Origin of the sequence: Alcanivorax sp. DSM 26293 (genome assembly GCF_900107995.1) — a bacterium.
Lineage (GTDB): Bacteria > Pseudomonadota > Gammaproteobacteria > Pseudomonadales > Alcanivoracaceae > Alcanivorax.
In genome coordinates, this window is record NZ_FNUM01000003.1 from 307431 (window position 1) to 331417 (window position 23987).

Below are 23987 nucleotides of genomic sequence, written 5' to 3' on the forward strand. Positions count from 1 at the left end.
TTGCGAGTCGCGAAAGCCTTAACCCCATAGAGGTGTTGCCTTTCAAAACCCGTTACTCGCCACTCGCTTTCAGGGCATCGTTATAAGAACGACGGTTCGGCGGTCAGGGTGCCGTCGCGATAATCACTCAGGGCCTGGTTGATTTCGTCCTGGGTATTCATCACGAACGGGCCGTACTGGGCAATGGGCTCGCCAATGGGTTTGCCCGCCAGCAGCAGCAATCTGGCACCGTGTTCTCCGGCCACCAGAGTGACCCTGTCACCGTCAGTGAAGGTCGCCAGATGGTCGCTCTTGACTGCCTCACCCGCCACGCTGACCTCACCTTCGAACAGATACAGGAAAGCGTTGTAACCCTGTGTCAGCGGCACCGTCACCCTTTCACCCGCACGCAATTTCACGTCCAGGTAAAGCGGATCGGTACTGCCGCCTTTTACCGGTGCGCTGATCACTTGATTGCCGATGGTCACTTCCCCGGCGATGGCCTTGATCTGGCCTCCGCTGGACAAGTCCAGACGCGGGATCTCGTTATCGGCAATGTCCCGGTAACCGGCCGCTTTCATTTTTTCTGCCGCAGGCAGGTTGATCCACAACTGGAAACCCCGCAGCAAACCATCCTGCTGTTGCGGCATTTCTTCATGAATAATACCGCGCCCGGCGGTCATCCACTGCACACCACCCTGCTGCAGATCCCCTTCGTTTCCCAGATGATCGCGATGCTTCATGTGGCCTTCCATCAGGTAGGTCACCGTTTCGAAGCCCCGGTGCGGGTGCGGCGGGAAGCCGGCAATGTAATCATCCGGATTATCGGAGGAGAACGCGTCCAGCATCAGAAAGGGATCCAGCCGCACCATGGGGTTGTAGCCCAGCGCCCGCTTCAGGCGAACACCGGCACCGTCGGATGTATCCAGCGCGCGAATGGTGTTGAGAATTGTGCGTTCCATGGGAACCTCCTGATGTAGCAGTGTCGAGTTACGAGTTGCGAAGAGCGAAACCGATTTTGATTTTCGAAATTCGCTTCTCGTTACTCACCCCTCGTCACTGGTTGATAATCTCTCTTTCCCCGAGCCGTTCACGGCCGTGGGGCGAATCCCAGTCCAGCTCTGGCCCGATGGAAATAACCCCGTGAGGGTTGATGGTCGGATGGCTGCGGAAATAGTGGTGGCGGATATGCGCCATATTCACGGTTTCGGCCACACCGGGCAGCTGGTAAATCTCTTTCAAAAATCCGTTCAGGTTCGGATAATCGGCAATGCGCTTTTTGTCACACTTGAAGTGGGTGACATACACCGGATCAAAGCGCACCAGTGTCGTCCACAAGCGAATGTCCGCTTCGGTGAGGGTGTTACCCACCAGATAACGCTGCTTGCCCAGTCGTTGCTCGAGAGCATCCAGCTGCTCGAAAAGCGTCACCACCGCTTCATCGTAGGCCTGCTGACTGGTAGCAAAACCGGCCTTGTAGACGCCATTGTTCACGTGGTTATAGACCGGGTCGTTAATGGCATCGATTTCCGCCTGCAACGCTTCGGGATAGAAATTCCCCGGCACCGCCGCCAACCCGTCAAAGCTGGTATTGAGCATGCGAATAATTTCCGCGGACTCATTGCTGACGATGGTTTCGCGCTGCTTGTCCCACAGCACCGGAACCGTGACGCGACCGGTGTAGGTGGCATCGGCCTTCAGGTACAACTCATACAGCTTGCTGAAGCCATAGAGCCCATCGCCGGTGGCGCCGTCAAAGTCATCGCGCAGTTCCCAGCCGTTCTCCAGCATGTGCGGATGCACCACGGATACGCTGATATGTTCATGGAGCCCTTTCAGCGCCCGCACGATTAACGTGCGGTGTGCCCAGGGACAGGCGTAGGACACGTACAGGTGATAGCGGCCACTTTCTGCCTGAAAGCCACTGTCGCCACTGGGGCCAGCGCTGCCATCCGCCGTCACCCAGTTGCGGAACTGACTTTCGGAACGCTTGAAACGCCCACCGGTACTCTTGGTGTCGTACCACTTGTCCTGCCATTTGCCATCAACCAGCAGTCCCATGATTGTCTCCTTGTTGCAGAATTACCGTCTCACCGCAGGAGCCGTGCCTTGGCAGGTTCGCCATGCAAGCATAGCTCTTGCAACCTGGATCACTGCAGCGCAGCGCGGGCTTCGCTCATGGCTTGCTCTTTGCTCTCATCACCCATGTTCAGACCTTCCGCAAACACGAAAGACACATCGGTGATACCCACAAAGCCGAAGAACAGTTTGATGTACGGTGTCACCGTATCGTTCTCGGTACCGGCATACAGCCCGCCACGGGCGGCCAGTACGGTGACCGGCTTGTCATCCAGCAATCCCTGCGGGCCATTTTCCGTATAGCGGAAAGTGATGCCGGCACGGGCCACGTGGTCGATCCAGCTCTTCAGCTGGCTGGGAATGCCGAAGTTATACATGGGCAGACCGAGCACCACATGATCCGCAGCCTTGAGCTCCGCGATCAGCGCCTGGGAAAAGTCTTCCACTGTCTGTTGCTCGTCAGTGCGCTGATCCGCCGGGGTAAAAAAGGCGCCAACCCGCTCGCCGTCCAGATGCGGAATCGGCTCTGCAGACAGGTCACGCACTACCATGGTCGCTTCCGGGTGCTGGGCCTTCAGACGCTCCACCTGCTCGTTGACCAGAGTGGAAGAATTGCCGTTATCGCCGAAGACGCTGCTTTTGATGACCAGAATATTCATGACCCCAACTCCTTGTAATGACTGTGTCGGCAACGGCCGAACGCTGTTTGCTAACTGTAGGGCTATTCTGGATTCAGCAAATGCGATATAAAACCGGATAAATTTGCACGTTTAGCTCAGGTAATTCGATATGTCAGCGAAAATCAGTCTGGATCAGTGGCAAGCCCTGATTGCGGTGGTGGATGAGGGCGGTTACGCCAGCGCCGCCGAGGCCCTGGACAAGAGCCAGTCCGCCATCAGCTATGCGGTGCAGAAAATCGAGACCGAGCTGGGGGTCCGCGCCTTTGCCCTGGAAGGGCGGCGGGCCAGGCTGACCGAAACCGGCCAGATGCTGTATCGCCAGGCCAAGGTGCTGGTGGAGGAGGCCAACCGGATCGAGAGTGCCGCCATCCAGCTCAGCCAGGGCTGGGAGCCGCTGGTACGCGTGGCCGCTGACGCCCTGTTCCCGCAACACTGCATGCTCTCGGCCCTGGATGCGTTCGCCCAGCACAGTCCGCTGACCCGCGTGGAGTACACCGAGACCGTGCTGTCCGGCTCCGATGAAGCCCTGCTACGCAAGGAGGCGGATGTGGTGATCGGCGGGCGGGTACCGCCGGGGTTCTTCGGCGATCCACTGATGCGGGTGCGCTTTGTGGCGGTGGCCGCAGCAGACCATCCACTCAACCAGGCCGACAGCCTCACCCATGAGGATCTTCGCCAGCATCGGCAAATCGTGATCCGTGATTCCGGCAGCCGCCGCATCGACTCCGGCTGGCTGGGCGCTGAGCAACGCTGGACCGTGTCGCACCCGTCCACGCGTATCGCCGCCATTCGCCGGGGCCTGGGATTTGCCTGGGTCCCCGAGGCCGAGATCGGCGACGGCCTGGAAACCGGGGCACTGAAGGTGCTGCCCTTGAAAGAGGGGGTTGAACGGCTGGTGGACCTGCATCTGATTTATGCGGATGGGCAGTACGCCGGGCAAGCCGCCCGTTACCTGGGCGAGAGGATTCGCGAGGCCGCTGCGGTGCCCTGTCCCGGGGTCACCGTGTCCTGATCGTTCCAGGCCCGCCAATCCCGGCTAGGGTGTCTCGTCTTGCACCCGGGACGCCATGGGACGAACCCGAAGATTCTCCAGCGGCAAGGTCAACCCGGTATCCGTAAGGATAATGGGCAACGCCCGGTTATCGGGGATCACCCGGGCCTCGAACACATTGGTGATCGGTGCGCTGATTTCCTCATCCAGATTGATGGCTGTATGAAGGGTTGTATCCACCGGCGGCCGAATGGTCTGGTCGAACCCCACCTGCACCGGCCCGTCGTACACAAACCGGATACGGGTATCCACCGGCACTTTCAGGGACACCGGCACATCCAGCTTCAAGGGCAGCTCGCCCTCCAGGGGAATGCGCGGCAGCCAGTCGGCTATCAGTTTGGTATCCCCTTCGATGGCCACGGTGGTGTCGATGGAGATCACGTCCTGATACTCGATGGTCATGCGCAGGGGCACCATGGTATCCAGCGCCAGATTGGCCTTGTAGGTGCCACGCAGGGGTAACGGCAGGGCCTGGTGCTTGAATGGCACATCCACTTCCACCCGCCCTTGCAGGGTAATTGCCGCGTCTTCCTCCGCCCGGGTCTGCACGATCAGGCTTTCCGGCAATTTCAGCAGTGCGAACTGTTCCTGCAGGCCCACACCGATGACGATACGGCTGTAGAGCACGAAACCCAGAAACAGCCCTGCCACAATAACCGCAAGTGACACCCAGCCCCATAGCACCCAACGGCCCATCAAGGCTGCTCCCCCCGGGACGGGGTCATGTCACCCTCATCAGCCGTGGCAGATTTGCCGTCCTTGACAAACGACAGGCCCACTTCCCGCAGTGGCAATTTCAGATCCATCTCGGCAATCAGGGCGTCCGCGGGTTCCAGGATGGTGGCGCTGGCGCGCAGCCGGGAACGCACCGGCACCTGCATGGCACTTTTCAGGGGAATGGATGTTTTGATATCTGCCTTCAGTGGTACGGAAAGGTCTTCGAGAATATCCACCTTGGCGGGGGCGTTGAATTGCAATTTGACCAGCTGATCCACCGGCACGTTCACATCAATGGGCACATCCGCTTTCACCGGTAGCTCGCCCTTGATCGGCACGGTGATCCACTTGCCCAACACCCGGGCACGCACCTCGCCGTCCACCGGAATAATCTGATCCAGCTTGATGGTATCTTTCAGCGGGACATTCATCCTGATGGGCACCGCATTATCGAAGCCCACCTGCACATCCAGGGTTTCCTTGACCGGCAGAGTCAGGGTCTGATCGATGGGCACCGTGGTATCGATCACCGTATCAATGACGATATCCAGATCATCCAGAATATCGATGCCCACTGACATGGGCTCGGGCACCACCACACTGGCCTGTTGATCACGTAACAATAATTCTGCACCCAGATTTTTCCACACCCACCAGGCCAGGTAGGCACCGATGGCCAGCGCGATGATCAACAGCACTCCCGCACCAATAACAAACGACTTTCGAATGGTAACCTGCATGAATCAGGGCTCCCCCTTGCCATTACTGTGCGCGGGGCCATCCTGCAGATGACGCAATACTTCCCGGGCGACCTGCTGGCGAACTTCCTCATCCACCACCTGCTCCACGCGGGCACGCATACGGCGACGGGCCCGTCGCCATGACCACACCAGGCCAGCGGCGAAGCACAGCACACACAACAGGATCCAGACAATCATTAACAAGGACATTGCCGACTCCAGGACAGTCTCAGGAAAACATTACCAGCAACTGGAAGACACCGACCAGGAAGCCAAGGAACGCACCCACCGCAATCAGAATCCATTCGTCCTGTTCAAATGCCGGGCGCAACATGCTTTCAAACTCTTGCGGTTTGAGACTCTGCAAACGGGTAGAGAGCGTGTTTTCCAGATCCAGCGCATCGTTGGCATAGTTTTCAATATGCTTGAGCGTTTCCGGTAACCGGCTTACCAACTCCGACACGGCACATTCCTTCATGTCCCGATAGTTCTGGGTACCCACGGCAAAGGTAACAAACGGCTTGGCAAAACTGGTTTGTTCATCCACCGCTTTTTGTACGTGTTTGCCGATCATGGCAAACACCTTGTCCGAATACGGCCCCTTGAGAATCCCTTCAATAATATTGGCCGGCGTCAGCACATAGGAGGAAACCAGACGACCATAATCCCGCGCCACCTCATCCTGACGCTTCATGAACAGGCCCTGCACATTGAACGGGCCAAAACGCATCAACTCCTTGGGATTGAAAATCATCTGCAGGGCAATCCAGTTGGTGGCATAGCCCACCGCCAGACCGAAAACCGGCAGCAACCAGGAACCCTTGTAGAAAATCCAGGCAATCATCTGGAAGGTACCGAAAATGCCGCCAAAGTAGAGCCCGGAACGCCCGATAAACTTGAACTCCGCCGCGCCCACTTCCTGGAAAATACGGTTCAGTAGTGACTTGTCCTTGGTCAGATTGGTGATCACCATGTCCTCAAGATCATACATCTGTGCGATGTTGATCTTGATCTGTTTCATGATGTCGGAAATCAGGCCAGGCGCTTCTTTCTTTACTCTTTTGTAGATCTGTTTCTTCACCATCTCCGGCAGCGATTCCCACAGGCCTGGCTCGTGCTGACCCATGATGGAATCCACCACGTCTTCGATCATATTGTTGAGCACCGGCTCCAGCTCACCGGCCACCCTATCCGGATCGAGACGGTCAAAAATCTCTTCCTGGGTAATCAGGTGCGTGGTGATAGTGTCTACAGAGATCGCCGCCATCTTGGCAGCCCGGCGAGGAATAATGCCCTGCCAGCCCAGAAGAGGGGGTTTGCCAAAAAATTCCACCGGATAAAACATCATCTTGATGGCAATGACATTGGTTGCATAACCCACCAAAGCGCTGATCAATGGCATGGACAAGTACAACCAGATATTGTCGGTAAACTCGTTAATATACGCTTCCATTATTCCTCGCTTTTCGTTCTTCTTTTAGGAGTCTCTGAACAACTCCATACGCTTTCAGATACGGGTTGTTATCCGGAGCAGGCCGTCCAGAATGCCTTGCCGAAAGCGGAAAGGTGTGCGGTTTCGCGAATAAAGACGGGTCGAAGCCGTGATTCCTTACGCATCATTTCGCAAGCGGCACGCACCTCCGAACCATTCTCTATGGCCTCATATTTTGCGGTCTGGGTCGTGTCTTCCGGGCCGCCATCGAGCAGCCCCAGGGAAAACAGATGGGCAAGGTAATGGGGCACCGCTTCCGCCAGCATCACACCACTTTCGTTTCCCACGCGACTGAGAAATGCCATCACCCGGTGCTCGCTGCTTTTGAAACGACCTCCCCGAGCCAGCAAATGACTGATGGCAATATCAGAGCCATCCGACATGGCCGTCAGGATGCGGACTTCGTCGGGGAGAAGCTGGTTAACGATACGGCCATAAACCCGGTTCATGGCGCTATCCGGGGTCTGTTCCAGGGACTGATCTGCCAGCGCGGCAAAGCGCGACTGCAGGGATCTGTCCGGGCCGTCTCCCTCAGCGGATGAGGTCCCGGCCGGACCGGGCAGATAATGACGGCTATCCATGCCACCCAGTCGCAACTGTAAATCTTCGAACAACACATCCTCGACAGCACGTGCCTGATCCAGCACATAGTGCCCGCCCGGCGCCCGCGCCACAGCCTGTCGCATTTGCCGAACGAGTCGCCCGGCCCAGGGGGTTCTGGCCGACGTATTTTTCTTTCTGTTTTCTCCAGCCAACATCGCCTCCATGGCAGGCCCGTTCCCAACCGCTATCGATTCCTTCAGTGATAACGTCATTAAGTATCACTGTTTCGGGGGGTCAACAATGTTGGCAAGAATGTCGATACAAAAATGCCACAGTTGCTTAATGTTATGTGTACTTTCTGTTTGCTCTCGTTTGATACAGTGCAATGACGGTGTTTTCCCGAATCGGTTCTCCACAGGGATTTTACGATGACGGCACACCCTGAATCGGCAAACAAAAACAGGATCGATCATGAATAACAAGGATGCCATCGAACGTATGCATCAGCGGGTGGGATTTCTTTCCTATTTGCCTGAGCCGGTAACCCAGGATCTTGACCGGGCGGTGGATGATTACCTGGAAAGCGAAAAGAGTCGCCTGAACAAAGCCATTGATACCGGCGTTCAGGCCTTGCCACTCTGGCTGCGCAGTATTGCCCGCAGCGCCCTTCGCTAGTTCCGCACCAAGGATGCCTACATGAACGACCTGACCACGAACCTGGAAATCCAGATTGAGCTGGAAAAGCTTGAACAGTATCTGACCCTCAACGACGCCACCTGGCAGGCGCTTGCAGACGCCGGCACCAACAACCTGCGTGCCCTGCGTGAACATATTGAACAGGAAATGTATGACCAGCACCGCAAGGGCTTTCAGCACCTGGCAAGCTGGACCCGCTGGCTTTCCATCAAGCAACTGGCGAAGCTGGCTTATGCCGTGGGCGCCAAAATGGCCGCTCGCCTGGTCGGGGAAATGGATCCTTACTTCGCCGTAAAGGTTGCCCGGCGGCTGACCCCGGATTTTCTCGGCGAGATTGCCGCACAGGCAGACCCGCGCAAGATTCGTGAAATTATTCGACGCCTGCCGGCCGAGACCATCCGCGAGGTGGCACTGAAACAAATTCAGGAAAAACAGTTCCTGCTGTTGGGCCGCTTCGCCGACGCACTGTCTGCGCCCTCTATCCGTGAAGTGGTGAATGCAGTGAAGGACGATGGTGCATTGTTGAACATTGCCTTCTACATGGAAAACACCACCCAGCTCAGTAACGTGATCCGCATGATTGATAACAGCCGACTGGCCAGTATCGTGCGTTCCGGTACCGAGAATATCGATCTTTGGCCCAAGGCCATCTGGGTAATCGACCATGTGGAGGGAGAACTGAAAAGCCGGCTCGGCAACATCATGGCCGAGCAAGATGAACGCACCCTGGATTCCCTGGTAGGTGTGGCCCACCGCCAACAATTGTGGGGGCCGGTGCTGCGCGCGTTGTCCGTCATCAACCCCCGCTACCATCGCAAGATCGTCAACCTGCCCGCTCTTCGCAATAACAGCGTGATTACCGATCTGGTGAATGCGGCAGTCAGCAAGAACCTGCTGGAAGAAACCCTGCCTCTGGTAAAAGCCATGCAACGGGACTATCAGGAAGTGGTCGCCCACACCGCCCTGCGCCAGGGCGAAGAGGTGGCGGAAGCCGTGGTGCAGGCGGCACACCAGAGCGGACAGTGGGATCTGATTCTGGACCTGGCACAGTTCCTCGGCGACGACGAACGCAACATGATGGCAAAACTGCCCAGCAGTCATAACCCCTCGGTGATCGAGGCGTTGATGCGTAACGCGGCCAAATCCGGCAAGACAGACTTGCTGCTGGATTTTGCCCGCCGCTTTCACCGCGAAGGCCTGCAGACCGTGGTGGAAATCAGCCTGCGCGACGGCGGTGACCTGCTGCAGGCATTCCTGGACGCTGCCCGCGATACCCGCAACGGCTGGCAGGCCATCGCCACGGCCGTCAGCGTGGTGGACGCCCCGGACATGCTCCGCGATATCGGCCGTGTCTATCAGCGCCAGCCCCCGCAGGACCAGCAGGCTTTCCGTGAAGCCGCCAACGAAACCGGCCTGTGGCCACGGCTGGAACAGGCATTGCCGGCCTGACCGCTGAACCCTTCGCCCACAGAACGGTCATACTTATCAAGCTGAAGGCAGCTACGCCCCGGAGCCTGTCTGCCGGGGCGGCTATTTCACGGTATCCTGCCGCTCCCCTGTGATAATGGGAGGCATTCATTCCAACCGGGAGAAGCATCATGCGCTGGTTTTTCCTATCACTCTGTCTGGTCCTTGGCGCCTGCGTCAGCCCGGTGGTTATCGATAGCCAGGAAGGCGCGAGCCTGAACCAGTACCGTAGCTACGCCTTTGTGGAACAGAACGAGGATCAGCCCCGGGAACTGGACGACCAACGGGCCCGTAACGCCCTGAAAAGTGCCCTGGCTGAACAGGGCCTGACGCCCGCCGCCTCCGAACAGGCCGATGTGCACGTGAAACACTACTTCAAACGTGAACAGCGGTATGACGGCTCGGTGCTGCAGTTCGGTTTCGGCTTCAGCCGCAATAATGTGGGGGTGGGCACCACCACCCCGGTGGAAGGCGACATCACTGAGGAATACAAGCTGGTGGTACAAATGATTGAGCCCGCCACCAACAACGTGGTCTGGCAGGCAACCAGCCGTGACCGCCTCTATGACGAAATGAGCAGTGAGCGTCGCAGCGACCGGATCCGCAAGGCCGTTGCTGAAATGTTTCAACGTTACCCTGGCTGACAGGGAGTCCCACACAGGTAAAGAGGCCCTGCATTGGATGCTATCCTGATCGGCCCGCTGGCATTGCCGGCGGGCACGGTTGTGGCTTTGATCACTTTCTCCGCCGCCGTGCTGGCCAGCATCTGGTGGCAATGGCGTGGCAAGCCAGTGGAAAAATGGCTATGGCTGATCACCCTGGCTGCCCTGGCTGGGGCACGTCTGGCATTCGTGTTGCGTTACCCCGATCAGTACTCCGGCTTGATGGCCATGGCAGATATCCGTGATGGCGGCTGGTGGTGGCCTGGGGCCCTGGCAGCCCTGCCCGTTTTCGGCCTGTGTCTGTGGCGACGTCCGGCACTGCGGCTGGCGTTACTCTCCAGCACCGCCGCGGCAATGGTCGCCATGGGGCTCTCTCTCACCGCACTTCACAGCATGACCCCTGACGCAACACCACTGCCGGAAATCACCCTGGAGAACCTGCAGGGCACTCCGGTTCCTCTCAAGCCGCTAACCCAGGGGCCGACCCTGATCAACCTCTGGGCCACCTGGTGTCCCCCCTGCCGGCGAGAAATGCCGATACTGGCCGAGGCGCAAACGCGCTACCCCCACGTCCGTTTTGTCCTCGCCAATCAGGGGGAAACCGCCCAGGCAGTGCGGGATTACCTGATCCAGGCCGAACTCCATTTCGACCTGCCCCTGCTGGACCCGCAGATGGCGCTGGGTCACCATGCCGGTAACGGCGGTTTACCGCTGACACTACTCTTTGATGAGGACGGCAACGAACTGGCCCGCCACTTTGGCCCGCTGTCCCGGGCCAGTCTGCATCACTTTCTTACCCACCATCTGGATGGTCCCCACCCATGAAATTGCTCACCCTGCTACTGTCCTTGCTGCTTCCCCTCTCCACCGTGGGCGCGCAGGCGGACATGGACAGCCTGCTGGCACGACTGGAAAGCAGCAGCTGGGTGGCGGAGGGTGCCGACCCTCCCCAGCGGGTGGCGTATGTGTTCACCGACATGGCCTGCCCCTATTGCGCCGAGCTTTGGGAAAACATGCAGCCCCTGATCCAGCATCCGGACAACTCCCTTCAGGTGCGCCATATCATCGTCGGCCTGATCCACCCGAAACGCAGCTTCACCCAGGGAGGCGCCATCCTCGCCGCCCCGGATCCGGCGGCGGCACTGGCTGAACACGAAGGGCACTATGACGACGGCGGCATCCGCCCGCTGGAACGGGTCCCCGACGCCATCCGCAGCCAGATCCACAACAACACGGCATTGATGATCGGTTTGGGCCTGCAGGGCACCCCCGCATTGGTCTTCGAAGATAGCCAGGGACGCTGGCGCCTGGCCCCCGGCGTGATTGGGGAGGAGGCGTTGCGGGCGGAGGTGTTTCAGATCAGTGAACAGTGAAGAGTTAACAGTGAACAGCTCGCGCCCACAGGCATCTGGGCACTGAAACGCAAGAGGCCGCGCCCGGCGTTCAGGCGCGGCCTCTTGCGTTAAGGAACAAAGAACCCATCCCGCGAACTGTTAACTATTCACTGTTAACTGTTCACTGAATCAGTCCGTCAGCCAGCTCACCTTGCCCTGACACACCGTCAGCTTCACGTTGCCCTTGAGCACGGCGCGGCGCCAGGGAGAGTTGTTGCCGGCGGACAGCCAGTGTTCGGCGTAATCCTTTTCGGCGCTGGCATCCAGCACGCACAGGCTGGCCGGGCGGCCGGTTTCCAATTGGCCGGCCAGGATGCCCAGGCAGCGGGCGGGGGCGGCCGTCACCGCATCCAGGGCCCGGGGCAGTGCCAGCTTACCGTCGTCCACCAGTTGCAGCACCAGGCCAAGCAGGGTATCCAGCCCGGCCATGCCCGGCTTGGTGGCCGGGAAAGGGGCCGCCTTGCTGGAAGAACCAATGGGGGTGTGCTGGGAGCAGATGGCATCAATGGTACCGTCGGCCACCGCCTCCAGCAGGGCCTCGCGATCCGCCGCACTGCGCAGGGGCGGGATCACGTGGCAGTGGCTGTTGAACCCTTCCAGGGCCGATTCATCCAGCAGCAGGTGCTGAATGCTCACGTCCGCCGTCACCGGCAGGCCGCGACGCTTGGCAGCGCGCAGTAACCGCAGGGAGTCAGCACTGGATATCTGCTGGAAATGGGCACGCACACCGGTGGCTTCCACCAGCAGCAGGTCCCGGGACAGGTCCACGCTCTCCGCTACCGCCGGAATCCCCGGCAACCCCAGACGGGTGGCCACGGCCCCTTCGTGGGCACAGCCGCCCGCGCTAAGCGCGGAATCCTGGGGCCGGAACATCACTGGCAAATCGAAGGTGGAGGCATATTCCAGGGAACGCTTCAGCACCAGGGCGCTGGCGACCTTGCGGCCCGCATTGCCCACGGCAATACACCCTGCCTTGGCCAGGGTGGCCATTTCCGCCAGCTGGTCGCCGGCCAGACCCTGGGTCATGGCGGCAATGGGCATGATGCGCGCGAATCCGGCCTGGCCGGCCTGCTCGCGGATCAGCCTCACCACGGCGGTGGAATCCACCGGTCCGCAGTCCGGCTGGGCCACCAGGTGAGTAATACCACCCGCGGCGGCGGCGCGGGTTTCGCTGGCAATGTCGCCACTGCGACCGCTGCCCGGCAGGGACAGGTGCACACAGGCGTCTACCAGCCCGGGCAACACCCAGTGGCCTTCCGCGTCCACGATATCGGCGCCGGGGGCATCCAGGCTGGCACCGATGCGCACCAGACGGCCATTTTCAATCAGCAGGTCGGCAACCTCGTCGCGACCATTGGCCGGATCGATCACCCGGCCCTTGCGAATCAGGATATTGGCTTTCTTGCTACTGGCCACGCTCACCTCCTGTGCGGCCCTGGGCACTGCTTTCCTGGCCGCTGATGGCCATGGACATGACCGCCATGCGCACCGCGATACCGAAGGTCACCTGGTTGAGGATCACCGAGCGCGGGCCGTCTGCCACTTCCGAGGCAATTTCCACGCCCCGGTTGATGGGACCGGGATGCATGACGATGGCATCCGGTTTGGCCAGCTGCAGTTTTTCGTTGTTGAGGCCGTAAAGGCGAAAGAATTCGCTCTCGCTGGGCAACAGGGCAGAATCCATGCGCTCTTTCTGCAGGCGCAGCATGATCACCACATCCACATCCTTCAGGCCCTGGCCCATATCCGTGAACACGGTGGCCCCCAGCCCCTGGGCATCCACCGGCAACAGGGTTTTCGGGCCAATGAGCCGCACTTCCTCGGCGCCCAGAATGTTCAGGGCGTGAACCTGTGAGCGGGCCACCCGAGAGTGGAGAATATCGCCGACGATGGCGACCTTGAGCCCCTCGAAACCGCCCTTGTAGTGGCGGATGGTGTACATGTCGAGCATGGCCTGGGTGGGGTGGGCATGGCGCCCGTCACCGGCATTGATCACCGCCACATCCGGGGTCACTTCGTTGGCGATGAAGAAGGGCGCGCCGGAATCCTGGTGGCGCACCACGAACATGTCCGCGGCCATGGCTTCCAGGTTGCGCAGGGTATCGAGCAGGGTTTCGCCCTTGCTGGTGGCGGATTTGGCAATGTCCAGGTTGAGCACGTCGGCGCTGAGGCGCTGGGCCGCCAGCTCGAAGGTACTGCGGGTACGGGTGCTGGATTCGAAGAACAGATTGACCACTGTCTTGCCGCGCAGCAGCGGCACCTTCTTGATGGACCGGCCACCCACATCCACAAAGCTGGCGGCGGTATCGAGAATATCTTCCAGTAAAGAGCGGGGCAGGTGCTCGGTGGTCAGGAAATGGCGTAACTTACCGTCGTCGGTGAGTTGTACGCGGGAGGATGGCGCAAGCGTCATTCGGAGGCCTGTTATCAGTTTCCTGGGCCACCGTGCCGGTGGCAGTTTTTTCGCAAGACAAGGCGCCGTGAGCACCGTGTAGTTATTCTACATAAGCGAGCGGCAACACCGTATTGCGGAAAAAGGGACCCGGCCCTTCGGGTTGTGCCGTAAATAGCGCCATGCCGTGTTGCTCGTCGTTCATTTGGGTAAACCAAACATCGCTCCTCGCGCCTTGCCTGGCGCTATTTACGGCGCAACACGGCGGCCCAGGAAACTGATAACAGGCCTAGGCCATTGTCTCTCGTATCTCCGCCACAAGGGGGGCGGGCCCGCGTAATTCTACCCGCTGATGGGGGGGCAATGCCAAAGTTTCACCACAGATATCGGCACGAATTGGCAATTCCCGGTGACCGATATCAAACAGCACCACCAGGCCGATCGAGGCCGGGCGCCCGAAATCGAACAATTCGTTCATGGCGGCACGAATGGTGCGGCCGGTCATGAGCACGTCGTCCACCAGCAGAATATGCTGCCCGTCCACCTCGAAAGGCAGCTTCGACGGCGAGACCGTGCGCTTGAGCCCACGGGTATCAAAGTCATCCCGGTAGAAAGCCGGATTCAGGGTCCCCAACGGTAGCGGCTTGGCCAACATCGCGTTCAATGCCCGGGCCACCCAGGCCCCACCGGACTCGATCCCCACCAGCAGCGGGGCCCGCTCACCGTATTGCTCGGTGATGGCCCGGGCCATGGCACCCAGGTGTGTCTGCAGTTGTTGTTCGTCCCAGCTCAAGGGGCTCTCCTGCTCTGTGTATGGCGATATCCGACGTTCGCCCTGCAAGCATGGCGCCTGCCGGAGAAAGAATAAAGGCCAGGACCCGACAAACCTTCAGGCCAGGTGATCAAACCGTTCAGTTTTTTGGGATGGCAGTAACACCCCGCCAAGGTGAGGATGGCAAAGCCGTCGCCGGTAACGGTAAGTTTTGTAAAGGGCGGAACCCGGCTAGCGGGCAACACTCCAATCATCAGGAAGATCGGGTAGGGTACAGGGATGCAACTGCGCAACGACTCACAACGCTTCGGCATCATCACCATCGCACTGCATTGGCTGGTGGCGATGACGGTGGTGGGCATGTTTGCGCTGGGGCTTTACATGGTCGACCTGACCTACTACCACGACTGGTACCGCAGCGCGCCGCACCTGCATCGCAGCGTGGGCATCCTGCTGTTTCTGGTGATGGGCGCCCGCCTACTGTGGCGGCTGATTTCTCCACCCCCGAAAGCCCTGCCCACCCATCAGCCCTGGGAAAAAGTCAGCGCCCACCTGACCCACTGGGCCCTGTATCTGTTGCTGTTCACCGCCATGATCAGCGGCTATCTGATCACCAGCGCCGACGGGTCTGCCATCGATGTATTCAACTGGTTTGCCGTACCCTCTATGACCGGCGACCAGAAGGGCCTGGAAGATCTTGCCGGAGACATCCACGAGATTGCCACCTGGGCGATCATCATCCTCGCCGGCGTGCATGCCCTGGCCGCGCTCAAACACCACTTGCTTGATCGGGACGACACCTTGCGCCGCATGCTGGGCAAAGCGCCCCGTGACCCAGACAACCTTTCCTGACAACCTTTAATCCAAACGGAGTTCGATGCTTATGTTGACGCTAGCAAAGAAAATCACCATTCCCGCCCTGGCACTGCTGCTCAGCAGCATGGCCTTTGCCGATAAACCCGGCGGCACCTATGCGTTTGATAAAAAGGGCGCTCACCAGTTTGTCATGTTCAAGATTTCCCATCTGGGCTACAGCTGGTTGTACGGCCGCTTCAACGATTTCGACGGCAGCTTCACCGTGGACGCGGACAACCCGGAGAACAGCAGCGTGCAGGCCACCATCCAGGTCGCCAGCCTGGACAGCAACCACGCCGAGCGTGACAAGCACCTGCGCGGCGATGACTTCCTCGAGGTAGACGAGTACCCCACCGCCACCTTTAAGAGCACAAAGATTGAAAAGACCGGCGAAAAAACCGCCAAGATTACCGGCGACTTCACCCTGCACGGTGTCACCAAACCGGTCACACTGGACGCCAAACTGCTGGGCTACGGCGATGATCCCTGGGGCGGCTACCGCATGGGCCTGGAAGCCTCCACAACCCTGAAACTGGCGGACTTCGGCATCACCTACGACCTGGGTCCAGCATCGGAAACCGTGGACATCATTATCTCGGTGGAAGGGATCAGACAGTAATGCAGTGATAACGAAAAACGCCAGCTTCGCGCTGGCGTTTTTTTATGGCAACGCTTCGCCACCCTCACTCAAAAACCCTTCGGCAATGATCACCGCCGCCATGGAATCCACCCGGCTATCCGCCTGACGAATTCCGGTTCGCTCCCGCGCTTCGCGGGTACTCAAGCGTTCATCCACCAACCAGACTTTCATGCCAAAACGGCCTTTCAGACGATTGGCAAATTTCTTTGCCCGTGCCGTGGATTCGCTTTCACTGCCATCCATGTTCAACGGCAGACCCACCACCAGCTCTTCCGGCTCCCACTCTTTCAACAAGGCAGCAATGTCGTCCCAGTTGGGTTGAGTGTTCTTGCAGGGCAGGGCTTTTAACGGCGTGGCTGTACCCAGCAGGCTGTTGCCGCTGGCCACGCCGATTTTTTGGGTGCCGTAGTCAAACGCTAGAATCATATGACGAGTCGGTTATTGAGGCCGTAGGAGCCATGCTTGCATGGCGAAGGACTTTCAGGAAGCACCGCTCCAGATCAAAACCTTTCGCCATGCAAGCATAGCTCCTACGGTGCGAAAGGACATGTCAGCTGTGTCCCGCCTGGGTCGCAATCAAGCTCATGTCCACACCAATACGCGCTGCGGCGGCTTGCCAGGTTTGTTCGAAGGGGGTGTCGAGCACCAGTTCACGGCTGGCCGGGGTGCTGAGCCAAGCGTTTTCCACCAGTTCCTGTTCCAGCTGGCCGGGTTCCCAGCCGGCGTAGCCCAGGCAGATCAGCGATTGCTCCGGTCCTTCGCCGATGGCGATGGCTTCCAGAATATCGCGGCTGGTGGTGAGCATCAGGCCGTCGCTGAGCGGCACGCTGGACTGCCAGTGGGTGGAGGCAGCGTGCAACACGAAACCGGCCTCCTGCTGTACCGGACCGCCAGCAACCACCCGGTGCCGCTCCGAGGGCGGCACTTCGATGTCGATGTCCATGTCGCTGAGGATATCGCCCAGGCTGATCTGCACGGGGCGGTTGAGGGTCAGCCCCATGGCGCCCTCGCTACCGTACTCGACGAGATAGGTGACGGAATGTTCAAAGTTGGGGTCGGCCATCTGCGGCATGGCCACCAGCAACTGGTGTTTGAGGGTCGTGTTGTCCATGGGGACAGTATCCGGGGTGGGTGGGAGAGCTGCAAGCTTCAAGCTACAACGCGGGACATGCCGATAGTTACCGTTGATGCCGTGCCCGCATTCACCACGAATGGTGCGCGGGCACTGATCTTAAAGCTGGCAACACCCCAATCCGCGCCTTGCCGCTTGTAGCTTGAGGCTTGCAGCTATTACTTCGAAGACACCCGCTGGTTCTTGTCGAACTTCCAGGTGCGGATGATTTCCAGCACGTCCATGTTCTTGCGCATCTCCGCCGTGAAGGGATCGAAGGGGGCGGCCAGTCGCACGCTCTGGATGGCCGCCTGATCCAGGAAGGTGTGGCCGGAGGATTTCAGCAGACGCACCTCCTTCAGTTTGCCATCTTTCTGGATCGCCACCATCAGCCGTACGGCGCCAAAGGTATTGCTGTTCAGGGCCCGGGACGGGAAATTGCGGGTGCCCATGGCTTCCACTTCGCGGCGGAAGCTGTCGATGTACTGGGCTTCGTAGTGGGCCTTGGCGGATACCGAGGTAAGGCGACGAATCCGAGGGCGCTTGGCGTAGGCCTGTTTCTGGGCATCCAGGCGGGCCTGCAGGCTGGCGATTTCCCGGCTCAGGTCCTGCAGGTTTTCCTGTTTGGCCACCTTGAGCGGTTTCGGGTCGGTTTTTTCCTGCTGGTCCGCGTTGACCTTCCGGTCGCTGGCGCGGGCGGTGGTAATGACCAGCAATTGGGACTGGCGATCGCGGCGCTCCCGGGTGGTCTTTTCCTTGAGCTGCACGTTGTCGAGTTTGTTGTCGGCGAAGTCCACCTGCTCGGTGGTGGTCAGTTCCTGTTTTTCCGCCAAATCACCGGAACCCAGCTGGTTGCTCTGGGCAATAAAGTCCGCCTCGTCCGGCGCGTCATCGCTGCGATGCTGGGACAGGGTCACTTCCAGGGTATGGGGGGCGGCGCGCTGTTTCTCCGGGGCAAAGCTGACCCCGAAGATGAGGATGCCGTGGAAGGCCAGCGCCAGAAACACCGTAAAGGTGAGACGATCTGATGCGCTGACGGTGGAATTGGCTGCCATGGTTTCTTCTTTTTGTTACTGCCTTTGATCGGCCGGAGAGTGTGCCCCGGCCCGCACTCATCGTCTATGACGGCTGCCGCAACTCCAGCAACATGTCGAACAGCTGACCGGCAATGTTGATATTGAAGATCGCGTCCAGCTCGCGGATACAGGTGGGACTGGTCACGTTGATCTCGGTGAGATAATCACCGATCACGTCCAGACCCACAAAATACAGGCCCTTGCGCTTGAGGGTAGGCCCCACCTGCTCACAGATCCAGCGGTCCCGGTCACTCAACTCCCGCCCCTGGCCGGTGCCGCCGGCCGCCAGGTTGCCGCGCAACTCGCCCTCCTTGGGGATCCGCGCCAGCGCATAGGGCACCGGCTCGCCATTGATCATCAGGATGCGCTTGTCACCCTCGGTGATCTCCGGCACGAAGCGCTGGGCCATGATCGGCGTCTTGCCATGCTGGGTCAGCACCTCGATCACCACCGAGATATTGGGGCTGTCCTTGCGCACCCGGAAGATATTGCTGCCGCCCATGCCGTCCAGCGGCTTCATCACAGTGTCACCGAACTCCTGTACAAAATCGCGCAGCAGTCCGGACTGGCTGGACACCAGCGTAGGGGCACAGCACTGGGGGAAGTCGGTGGCAAACAGCTTTTCATTGCTGTCGCGAACACTGCCGGGCCGGTTCACCACCAGTACGCCTTCCCGTTCCACCTTTTCCAGCAGGTAGGTGGCATAGATGTATTCTGCGTTGAACGGCGGGTCCTGGCGCATCAGGATAATATCCAGATCGGCCAGATCGTGATTCACGGCATCGGCCAGACGGTACCAATCGTCGTTATTGTCGGTGACGGACAGTGCCCGAGTGGCCGCAAAGGTGCGACCATCGCGCACATACAGATCCGCCGGCTCCATGTAGAGCAATGACCAGCCACGTCGTTGCGCTTCCAGCAGCATGGCGAAGGTGCTGTCTTTCCAGGGTTTGATTTTGGCGATGGGGTCCATCACCACACCAATACGCAAGCTCATGGGGTCTCCACAGACAATAAAGCGGGCCGGGGAATCTTAGCAGTGCAGGCCGCCTATCGCTATGCAGGGATGCGCGGGGCATTTTCTCAAGTTTCATAGGGTCTTATAGATTGATTGTAGAATCTGTGTTAAAAACTTCGCTTGGGCTTGTATCGCTACACACCCCGCCCATCGAATTACTAGAAAGGCCAAAAATTACAATAAGTTGCGGCCAAAAACGGTTCACGGTTAAAGGCAGTTTCCATGACTGACAATTTCCAAGACCTCAAGGTAATGGTGATCGACGATTCCAAAACCATCCGTCGCACCGCGGAAACCTTGTTGAAGAAAGCAGGTTGTGAAGTGATCACCGCCACCGATGGCTTCGATGCCTTGGCCAAAATCGCCGACAGCAAACCCAATATCATCTTCGTCGACATTATGATGCCGCGTCTTGACGGGTATCAGACCTGCGCCCTGATCAAGAACAACAGTGCCTTCAAGGCCACCCCGGTGATCATGCTGTCGTCCAAGGACGGCCTTTTCGACAAGGCCAAGGGGCGAATAGTGGGGTCCGACGAGTATCTGACCAAGCCGTTTTCCAAGGACGAGCTTCTCGGCGCGATTCGACAGCATATCAACGGTTAAGCGACAGCGTCGCTGAGCCTGAAGAGGATAAGATGGCACGTATTCTGATAGTGGATGACTCTCCCACCGAAACCTACAAGTTGCGGGAGATTCTGGAAAAGCACGGCCACGAAGTACTCGAGGCCGCCAACGGGGCTGATGGCGTGGCCATGGCCCGCTCCGAGCTGCCCGAACTGGTGTTGATGGATGTGGTGATGCCTGGCCTGAACGGCTTCCAGGCGACCCGCCAGCTCACCAAAGGCGCCGATACCGCGCACATTCCCATCGTTATCGTTACCACCAAGGATCAGGAAACCGACCGTGTCTGGGGCAAACGCCAGGGCGCCAAGGACTATCTGACCAAGCCGGTGGACGAGGATGTGCTCCTGCAAACCGTCGACCGCATGCTGGCCGACGGCTAATCCGGAGCCCACGATGAGCGCAACTGCTTCCGCCGCCTATATCCAACTGGCCGACTACAACCGTCGCTGCCGTGAGCAGGCCAAAGACCTGCCCATGCAGCAGGATGCGGTGAGCTACTGGAGCGGTGTGGGCTTTGTGATGGATGGCAAGAAATACGTGGCACCGCTGGATGAGGTTTCCGAAATCCTCTCGGTGCCGGCCTACACCCGCATTCCCGGCGCACGCAGCTGGATGAAGGGCGTGGCCAATGTCCGGGGCCGACTGATGACCGTGATGGATCTCAGCGGCTTTCTGGAAAAGAGTTCACCGGTCCAGGAAAAACGTCGGCGACTGCTGGTGCTGGACCAGGACGACTTGTACACCGGCATGACGGTGGATGAAGTACTGGGGATGCAACATTTTCCCATTGATGAATTTGTGGAATCACTGCCGGTCAGCGACAGCAGCGTGACGCCATTTGTGCGCGGCGCCTACCGGCGGGACGGGGAGTACTGGTCCGTGTTCAGCCTGACTCGGCTGGCAGAGGATCCACGCTTTATGCAGGTCGCCCGCACCGGCTGATCCGCAGACAAGCATTTGGGGTACATAAGAAGAGCGAACGCCAGGCCAGGAGCCAGACTATGAAGTTCAATTCGGGAGCAATCTTTGACAAATTGCGGGGGGGCGCGGAAGGCAGCACGCTGAATATCGCGCTGTATATCGGGCTTGCCGTCTTTATCGTCCTGGCGGTGGTGAACTTTCTGCTGTCCGCCACCACGGCGAACCAGGCCCAGGAAAACATTACCCTGGCCTCGGAAATGCGCGTTATTTCCCAGCAAATCGCCAAGAACGCCCTGGAAGCGGCTGCCGGTAACGCGGACGCTTTCGAGCTGCTGGCCAAATCCCAACAGAGCTTCCAGTCTGCCTGGGATGATGTGAAAGACGAGCCGGTCGAGAACCCGGAGGTGAAAGAACGTCTGAGTAGCCTGTGGTCCGAAGTGAACAGCAACGCCGGCACCATCCTGCGCGGGGAAGATACGGTTCTGGATCTGCACGAAGTGGCAGATACCCTGGCCCAGACCATTCCTTCCCTGCAAGCGGAATACGAAGGCGTGGTAGAGATCCTGGTTGCCACCGGTGCCGAGCCGGATCAGATCGCTTTTGCCCAACGTCAGTCCCTGCTCGCAGAACGGATTCTCAGCTCCATCTCCAAGGTACTGGAAGGGGGCGATGGCGCGGTGATCGCAGCGGATGCTTTCGGTCGTGACGCCAGCCTGTTCGGCCGGGTCATGAATGGCATGATCGAAGGCGACGACGCCATGGGCATTGACCAGGTGAACGACCCGGATGCCCTGGATTACCTGGCTGAAATTGCTGACCTGTTCGACGAATTCGTTAACCAGTCCGTGGACGAAATTCTGGAAACTGCTCCCGAACTGTTCCAGGTACGTAACGCGGCCGACACCATTTTCCGCCGTTCCCAGGATCTGCTGCAGGAATCCAGCAACCTGAACACCCAATTCGAAGGCTCCACCAACACCTTCTTCCCGTCCGTGACACTCGGTGGCCTTTCTGCCGCCATCGCGGTGCTGCTGTTCTTCCTGATCATGGCGCAACGGAACCGTCAGGCAGCAAAACTGAAGGACGAACTGGAAAGCGAGAACCAGCGTAACCAGGCCGCGATTCTGCGACTGCTCGACGAACTGGGCGACCTGGCGGACGGTGACCTGACCGTACAGGCAACGGTGACCGAGGACTTCACCGGGGCCATTGCGGACTCCATCAACTACTCCATTGACCAGCTGCGCAGCCTGGTACAAACGATCAACAACTCGGCGGTACAGGTGGCCTCTGCGGCCCAGGAAACCCAGTCCACGGCTATGCATCTGGCCGAGGCCTCCGAGCACCAGGCCCAAGAAATTGCCGGGGCCTCTGCCGCGGTGAACGAAATGGCGGTCTCCATTGACCAGGTATCCGCCAACGCCGCCGAATCCGCCGCGGTAGCGGAACGGGCGGTAGCCATCGCCAACAAGGGCGCCGAAGTGGTACAGGCGACCATCCACGGCATGGACACCATCCGCGAACAGATTCAGGAAACCTCCAAACGGATCAAGCGTCTCGGTGAGTCCTCCCAGGAGATTGGTGACATCGTATCCCTGATTAACGACATCGCCGACCAGACCAACATCCTCGCATTGAACGCCGCCATTCAGGCATCCATGGCCGGTGAAGCGGGCCGCGGCTTCGCGGTGGTAGCGGATGAGGTACAGCGACTGGCGGAACGTTCCGCTGCTGCGACCAAGCAGATTGAAACCCTGGTAAAAACCATTCAGACCGATACCAACGAAGCGGTAATCTCCATGGAAGCCACCACCGCCGAGGTGGTAAAAGGGGCCCGCCTGGCGCAGGACGCTGGTGTGGCACTGGAAGAAATTGAGAACGTATCGAAAACCCTGGCGGACCTGATCCAGAACATTTCCAACGCGGCGCGCCAGCAGGCCGCCTCCGCGGGTCACATTTCCAACACCATGAACGTGATCCAGGAAATTACCTCGCAGACCTCCGCCGGTACCACCGCCACTGCGCGGTCCATTGGTAACCTGGCCGAGATGGCGCAGGAGATGCGTAATTCCGTTGCCGGCTTCCGCCTGCCGGAGCACTCCTGATCCGGCTCGCGCCGGTTAGCGGGGTGATGCTATGGGTGCTGCCGTGACAGACCGCTGGTCGATCAAAAGCACGCCCGCCATGGATGCGGAGCAGTTCCAGCTATGGCAGGCGCTGCTCGAAGAGCGCACCGGCATGACCCTGTCCAACGAGCGCAAGACCTTTCTCGAAACCAGCTTGAGCATTCGCATGCGCGAGCTGGGCATCGAGGACTACAACACCTATTACGAACACCTGATGGTGGGCTCCACCGAATCCCGGGCCATGGAATGGTCGGTACTGGTGGACCGGCTCACGGTTCAGGAAACCAGTTTTTTTCGCCACCCGAGCTCCTACGCTCTGGTGGAAGAATTCGTGCAGCGCTTCAAGGCAGAACAGCCGGACGGCGCCAACCTGGATGTGTGGAGCGTGGGGTGCTCCACCGGCGAGGAAGCCTACTCCCTCGCCATGATGATCAATGAGCAGCTGAACGACACGGATCGCAAACTGTTCTACGGCATCACCGCCACCGATATCAGCCTGCCCACCCTGGCCAAGGCCCGCAAAGGGGAATATCCCGCGCGCCGGGTACTGCAGGTGGACCCGCAATTGCGGGAGAAATATTTCCAGCCCAGCGGCAACGAACAGACCCTGGCCGTGGCGCCCGTGCTGCGCGAACGCATCTGTTTTGCGCGGCTCAACGTGCTGGATCTGAGCACCGCGCCAATGAACGACATGGATCTGATTTTCTGTCAGAACATGCTGATTTACTTCCGCCGCTGGCGGAAACGTCAGATCGTCAACCGACTGGCGGAACGGCTGGCGCCCGGTGGCATTCTGGTACTCGGTCCCGGGGAAGTGACCGACTGGCAGCATCCGGATCTGGAACGCATACATTTCGCCGATACGCTGGCTTTTCGGCGCTGTCGATAAGCGCTGTAGATAATAAAAAACCTGCCCGCAGTGACGGCAGGTTTGAGTATGACAGGAGAC

At 59.3% G+C, this 23987-nt stretch carries 28 protein-coding genes; 13 read left to right on the plus strand and 15 right to left on the minus strand.

Annotated elements, in window-relative coordinates:
- Window positions 1–80: 80 nt before the first annotated feature.
- The 3 genes from C4S63_RS07835 to C4S63_RS07845 form a co-directional block, all read right to left on the minus strand.
- On the minus strand, window positions 81–941 hold the full coding sequence (locus tag C4S63_RS07835; protein ID WP_103917236.1) for a pirin family protein: 861 nt from the start codon (window positions 939–941) through the stop codon (window positions 81–83).
- A 94-nt stretch (window positions 942–1035) separates the two neighbouring features.
- A complete protein-coding gene (locus C4S63_RS07840) occupies window positions 1036–2040 on the minus strand; it encodes a glutathione S-transferase family protein (protein WP_103917237.1) in 1005 nt (334 codons plus the stop codon).
- 89 nt (window positions 2041–2129) lie between these two features.
- Window positions 2130–2717, minus strand: a complete 588-nt coding sequence (locus C4S63_RS07845) for an FMN-dependent NADH-azoreductase (RefSeq protein ID WP_103917238.1) — start codon at window positions 2715–2717, stop codon at window positions 2130–2132.
- A gap of 130 nt (window positions 2718–2847) precedes the next feature.
- Between C4S63_RS07845 and C4S63_RS07850 the strand changes: the two genes are divergently transcribed.
- Complete coding sequence (locus C4S63_RS07850; RefSeq protein WP_062815175.1) at window positions 2848–3750, plus strand: LysR family transcriptional regulator; 903 nt, start codon at window positions 2848–2850, stop codon at window positions 3748–3750.
- A 24-nt stretch (window positions 3751–3774) separates the two neighbouring features.
- On the opposite strand, the gene C4S63_RS07855 is transcribed toward C4S63_RS07850, so the two are convergent.
- From C4S63_RS07855 to C4S63_RS07875, 5 genes are all read right to left on the minus strand, one after another.
- Window positions 3775–4485: a hypothetical protein gene (locus C4S63_RS07855; protein WP_063508687.1), complete on the minus strand. Its 711-nt coding sequence runs from the start codon at window positions 4483–4485 to the stop codon at window positions 3775–3777.
- Window positions 4485–5246, minus strand: coding sequence for an MFS transporter (locus tag C4S63_RS07860; RefSeq protein ID WP_103917239.1), 762 nt, complete (start codon window positions 5244–5246; stop codon window positions 4485–4487). Before C4S63_RS07860 ends, C4S63_RS07855 begins: the two co-directional genes overlap by 1 nt.
- A 3-nt stretch (window positions 5247–5249) precedes the next feature.
- On the minus strand, window positions 5250–5456 hold the full coding sequence (locus tag C4S63_RS07865; RefSeq protein ID WP_062815172.1) for a hypothetical protein: 207 nt from the start codon (window positions 5454–5456) through the stop codon (window positions 5250–5252).
- 19 nt (window positions 5457–5475) lie between these two features.
- Window positions 5476–6699 carry a DUF445 family protein gene (locus C4S63_RS07870; RefSeq protein WP_062815171.1) on the minus strand — a complete coding sequence of 408 codons (1224 nt, stop codon included), beginning with the start codon at window positions 6697–6699 and terminating at the stop codon, window positions 5476–5478.
- 68 nt (window positions 6700–6767) lie between these two features.
- Window positions 6768–7424: an Abi-alpha family protein gene (locus C4S63_RS07875; RefSeq protein WP_063525749.1), complete on the minus strand. Its 657-nt coding sequence runs from the start codon at window positions 7422–7424 to the stop codon at window positions 6768–6770.
- A 328-nt stretch (window positions 7425–7752) separates the two neighbouring features.
- On the opposite strand from C4S63_RS07875, the gene C4S63_RS07880 reads away from it, so the two are divergent.
- From C4S63_RS07880 to dsbG, 5 genes are all read left to right on the plus strand, one after another.
- Entirely contained in the window at window positions 7753–7956 is a 204-nt protein-coding gene (locus C4S63_RS07880; RefSeq protein ID WP_062815169.1) for a hypothetical protein, read from the plus strand.
- A 21-nt stretch (window positions 7957–7977) separates the two neighbouring features.
- On the plus strand, window positions 7978–9426 hold the full coding sequence (locus C4S63_RS07885) for a hypothetical protein (protein WP_103917240.1): 1449 nt from the start codon (window positions 7978–7980) through the stop codon (window positions 9424–9426).
- Between the two features lie 149 nt (window positions 9427–9575).
- Window positions 9576–10088, plus strand: a complete 513-nt coding sequence (locus tag C4S63_RS07890) for a DUF4136 domain-containing protein (RefSeq protein ID WP_062815167.1) — start codon at window positions 9576–9578, stop codon at window positions 10086–10088.
- A 33-nt stretch (window positions 10089–10121) separates the two neighbouring features.
- Window positions 10122–10931: a TlpA disulfide reductase family protein gene (locus C4S63_RS07895; protein WP_063508683.1), complete on the plus strand. Its 810-nt coding sequence runs from the start codon at window positions 10122–10124 to the stop codon at window positions 10929–10931.
- On the plus strand, window positions 10928–11479 hold the full coding sequence (gene dsbG, locus C4S63_RS07900) for a thiol:disulfide interchange protein DsbG (RefSeq protein WP_103917241.1): 552 nt from the start codon (window positions 10928–10930) through the stop codon (window positions 11477–11479). Before C4S63_RS07895 ends, dsbG begins: the two co-directional genes overlap by 4 nt.
- A gap of 150 nt (window positions 11480–11629) precedes the next feature.
- Here the strand turns inward: dsbG and C4S63_RS07905 are convergent, their stop codons facing one another.
- From C4S63_RS07905 to pyrR, 3 genes are all read right to left on the minus strand, one after another.
- A complete protein-coding gene (locus C4S63_RS07905; RefSeq protein ID WP_103917242.1) occupies window positions 11630–12916 on the minus strand; it encodes a dihydroorotase in 1287 nt (428 codons plus the stop codon).
- A complete protein-coding gene (locus C4S63_RS07910; RefSeq protein ID WP_062815164.1) occupies window positions 12906–13913 on the minus strand; it encodes an aspartate carbamoyltransferase catalytic subunit in 1008 nt (335 codons plus the stop codon). Before C4S63_RS07910 ends, C4S63_RS07905 begins: the two co-directional genes overlap by 11 nt.
- A gap of 268 nt (window positions 13914–14181) precedes the next feature.
- Window positions 14182–14685: a bifunctional pyr operon transcriptional regulator/uracil phosphoribosyltransferase PyrR gene (pyrR, locus tag C4S63_RS07915; protein ID WP_200819524.1), complete on the minus strand. Its 504-nt coding sequence runs from the start codon at window positions 14683–14685 to the stop codon at window positions 14182–14184.
- Window positions 14686–14943: 258 nt separating this feature from the next.
- Here pyrR and C4S63_RS07920 point away from each other — a divergent pair, with 258 nt between their 5' ends.
- Complete coding sequence (locus C4S63_RS07920; protein ID WP_103917243.1) at window positions 14944–15516, plus strand: cytochrome b; 573 nt, start codon at window positions 14944–14946, stop codon at window positions 15514–15516.
- A 31-nt stretch (window positions 15517–15547) separates the two neighbouring features.
- Window positions 15548–16138: a YceI family protein gene (locus C4S63_RS07925; RefSeq protein WP_103917244.1), complete on the plus strand. Its 591-nt coding sequence runs from the start codon at window positions 15548–15550 to the stop codon at window positions 16136–16138.
- A 42-nt stretch (window positions 16139–16180) separates the two neighbouring features.
- Here the strand turns inward: C4S63_RS07925 and ruvX are convergent, their stop codons facing one another.
- The 4 genes from ruvX to gshB all read right to left on the minus strand — a co-directional run bounded on the left by ruvX (window position 16181) and on the right by gshB (window position 19343).
- Window positions 16181–16585 (minus strand): Holliday junction resolvase RuvX, encoded by a 405-nt coding sequence (gene ruvX, locus C4S63_RS07930; protein ID WP_103917245.1) that lies wholly within the window; start codon window positions 16583–16585, stop codon window positions 16181–16183.
- Window positions 16586–16709: 124 nt separating this feature from the next.
- Window positions 16710–17270: a YqgE/AlgH family protein gene (locus C4S63_RS07935; RefSeq protein ID WP_063509841.1), complete on the minus strand. Its 561-nt coding sequence runs from the start codon at window positions 17268–17270 to the stop codon at window positions 16710–16712.
- Between the two features lie 179 nt (window positions 17271–17449).
- Window positions 17450–18325, minus strand: coding sequence for an energy transducer TonB (locus C4S63_RS07940; protein WP_063509840.1), 876 nt, complete (start codon window positions 18323–18325; stop codon window positions 17450–17452).
- Between the two features lie 64 nt (window positions 18326–18389).
- Window positions 18390–19343 carry a glutathione synthase gene (gshB, locus tag C4S63_RS07945; protein WP_062815158.1) on the minus strand — a complete coding sequence of 318 codons (954 nt, stop codon included), beginning with the start codon at window positions 19341–19343 and terminating at the stop codon, window positions 18390–18392.
- A 243-nt stretch (window positions 19344–19586) separates the two neighbouring features.
- On the opposite strand from gshB, the gene pilG reads away from it, so the two are divergent.
- From pilG to C4S63_RS07970, 5 genes are read left to right on the plus strand one after another with little or no spacing between them, the layout of a single operon-like run.
- The gene (gene pilG, locus C4S63_RS07950; protein WP_007148837.1) at window positions 19587–19970 is read left to right on the plus strand and encodes a twitching motility response regulator PilG; all 384 of its coding nucleotides are present in this window, start codon (window positions 19587–19589) and stop codon (window positions 19968–19970) included.
- A gap of 32 nt (window positions 19971–20002) precedes the next feature.
- On the plus strand, window positions 20003–20371 hold the full coding sequence (gene pilH, locus C4S63_RS07955) for a twitching motility response regulator PilH (RefSeq protein WP_062815157.1): 369 nt from the start codon (window positions 20003–20005) through the stop codon (window positions 20369–20371).
- 13 nt (window positions 20372–20384) lie between these two features.
- A complete protein-coding gene (locus tag C4S63_RS07960; RefSeq protein ID WP_062815156.1) occupies window positions 20385–20933 on the plus strand; it encodes a chemotaxis protein CheW in 549 nt (182 codons plus the stop codon).
- 59 nt (window positions 20934–20992) lie between these two features.
- Window positions 20993–23017: a methyl-accepting chemotaxis protein gene (locus C4S63_RS07965; RefSeq protein ID WP_103917246.1), complete on the plus strand. Its 2025-nt coding sequence runs from the start codon at window positions 20993–20995 to the stop codon at window positions 23015–23017.
- A gap of 31 nt (window positions 23018–23048) precedes the next feature.
- Window positions 23049–23927 (plus strand): protein-glutamate O-methyltransferase CheR, encoded by an 879-nt coding sequence (locus tag C4S63_RS07970; RefSeq protein WP_063509839.1) that lies wholly within the window; start codon window positions 23049–23051, stop codon window positions 23925–23927.
- Window positions 23928–23987 lie beyond the last annotated feature (60 nt).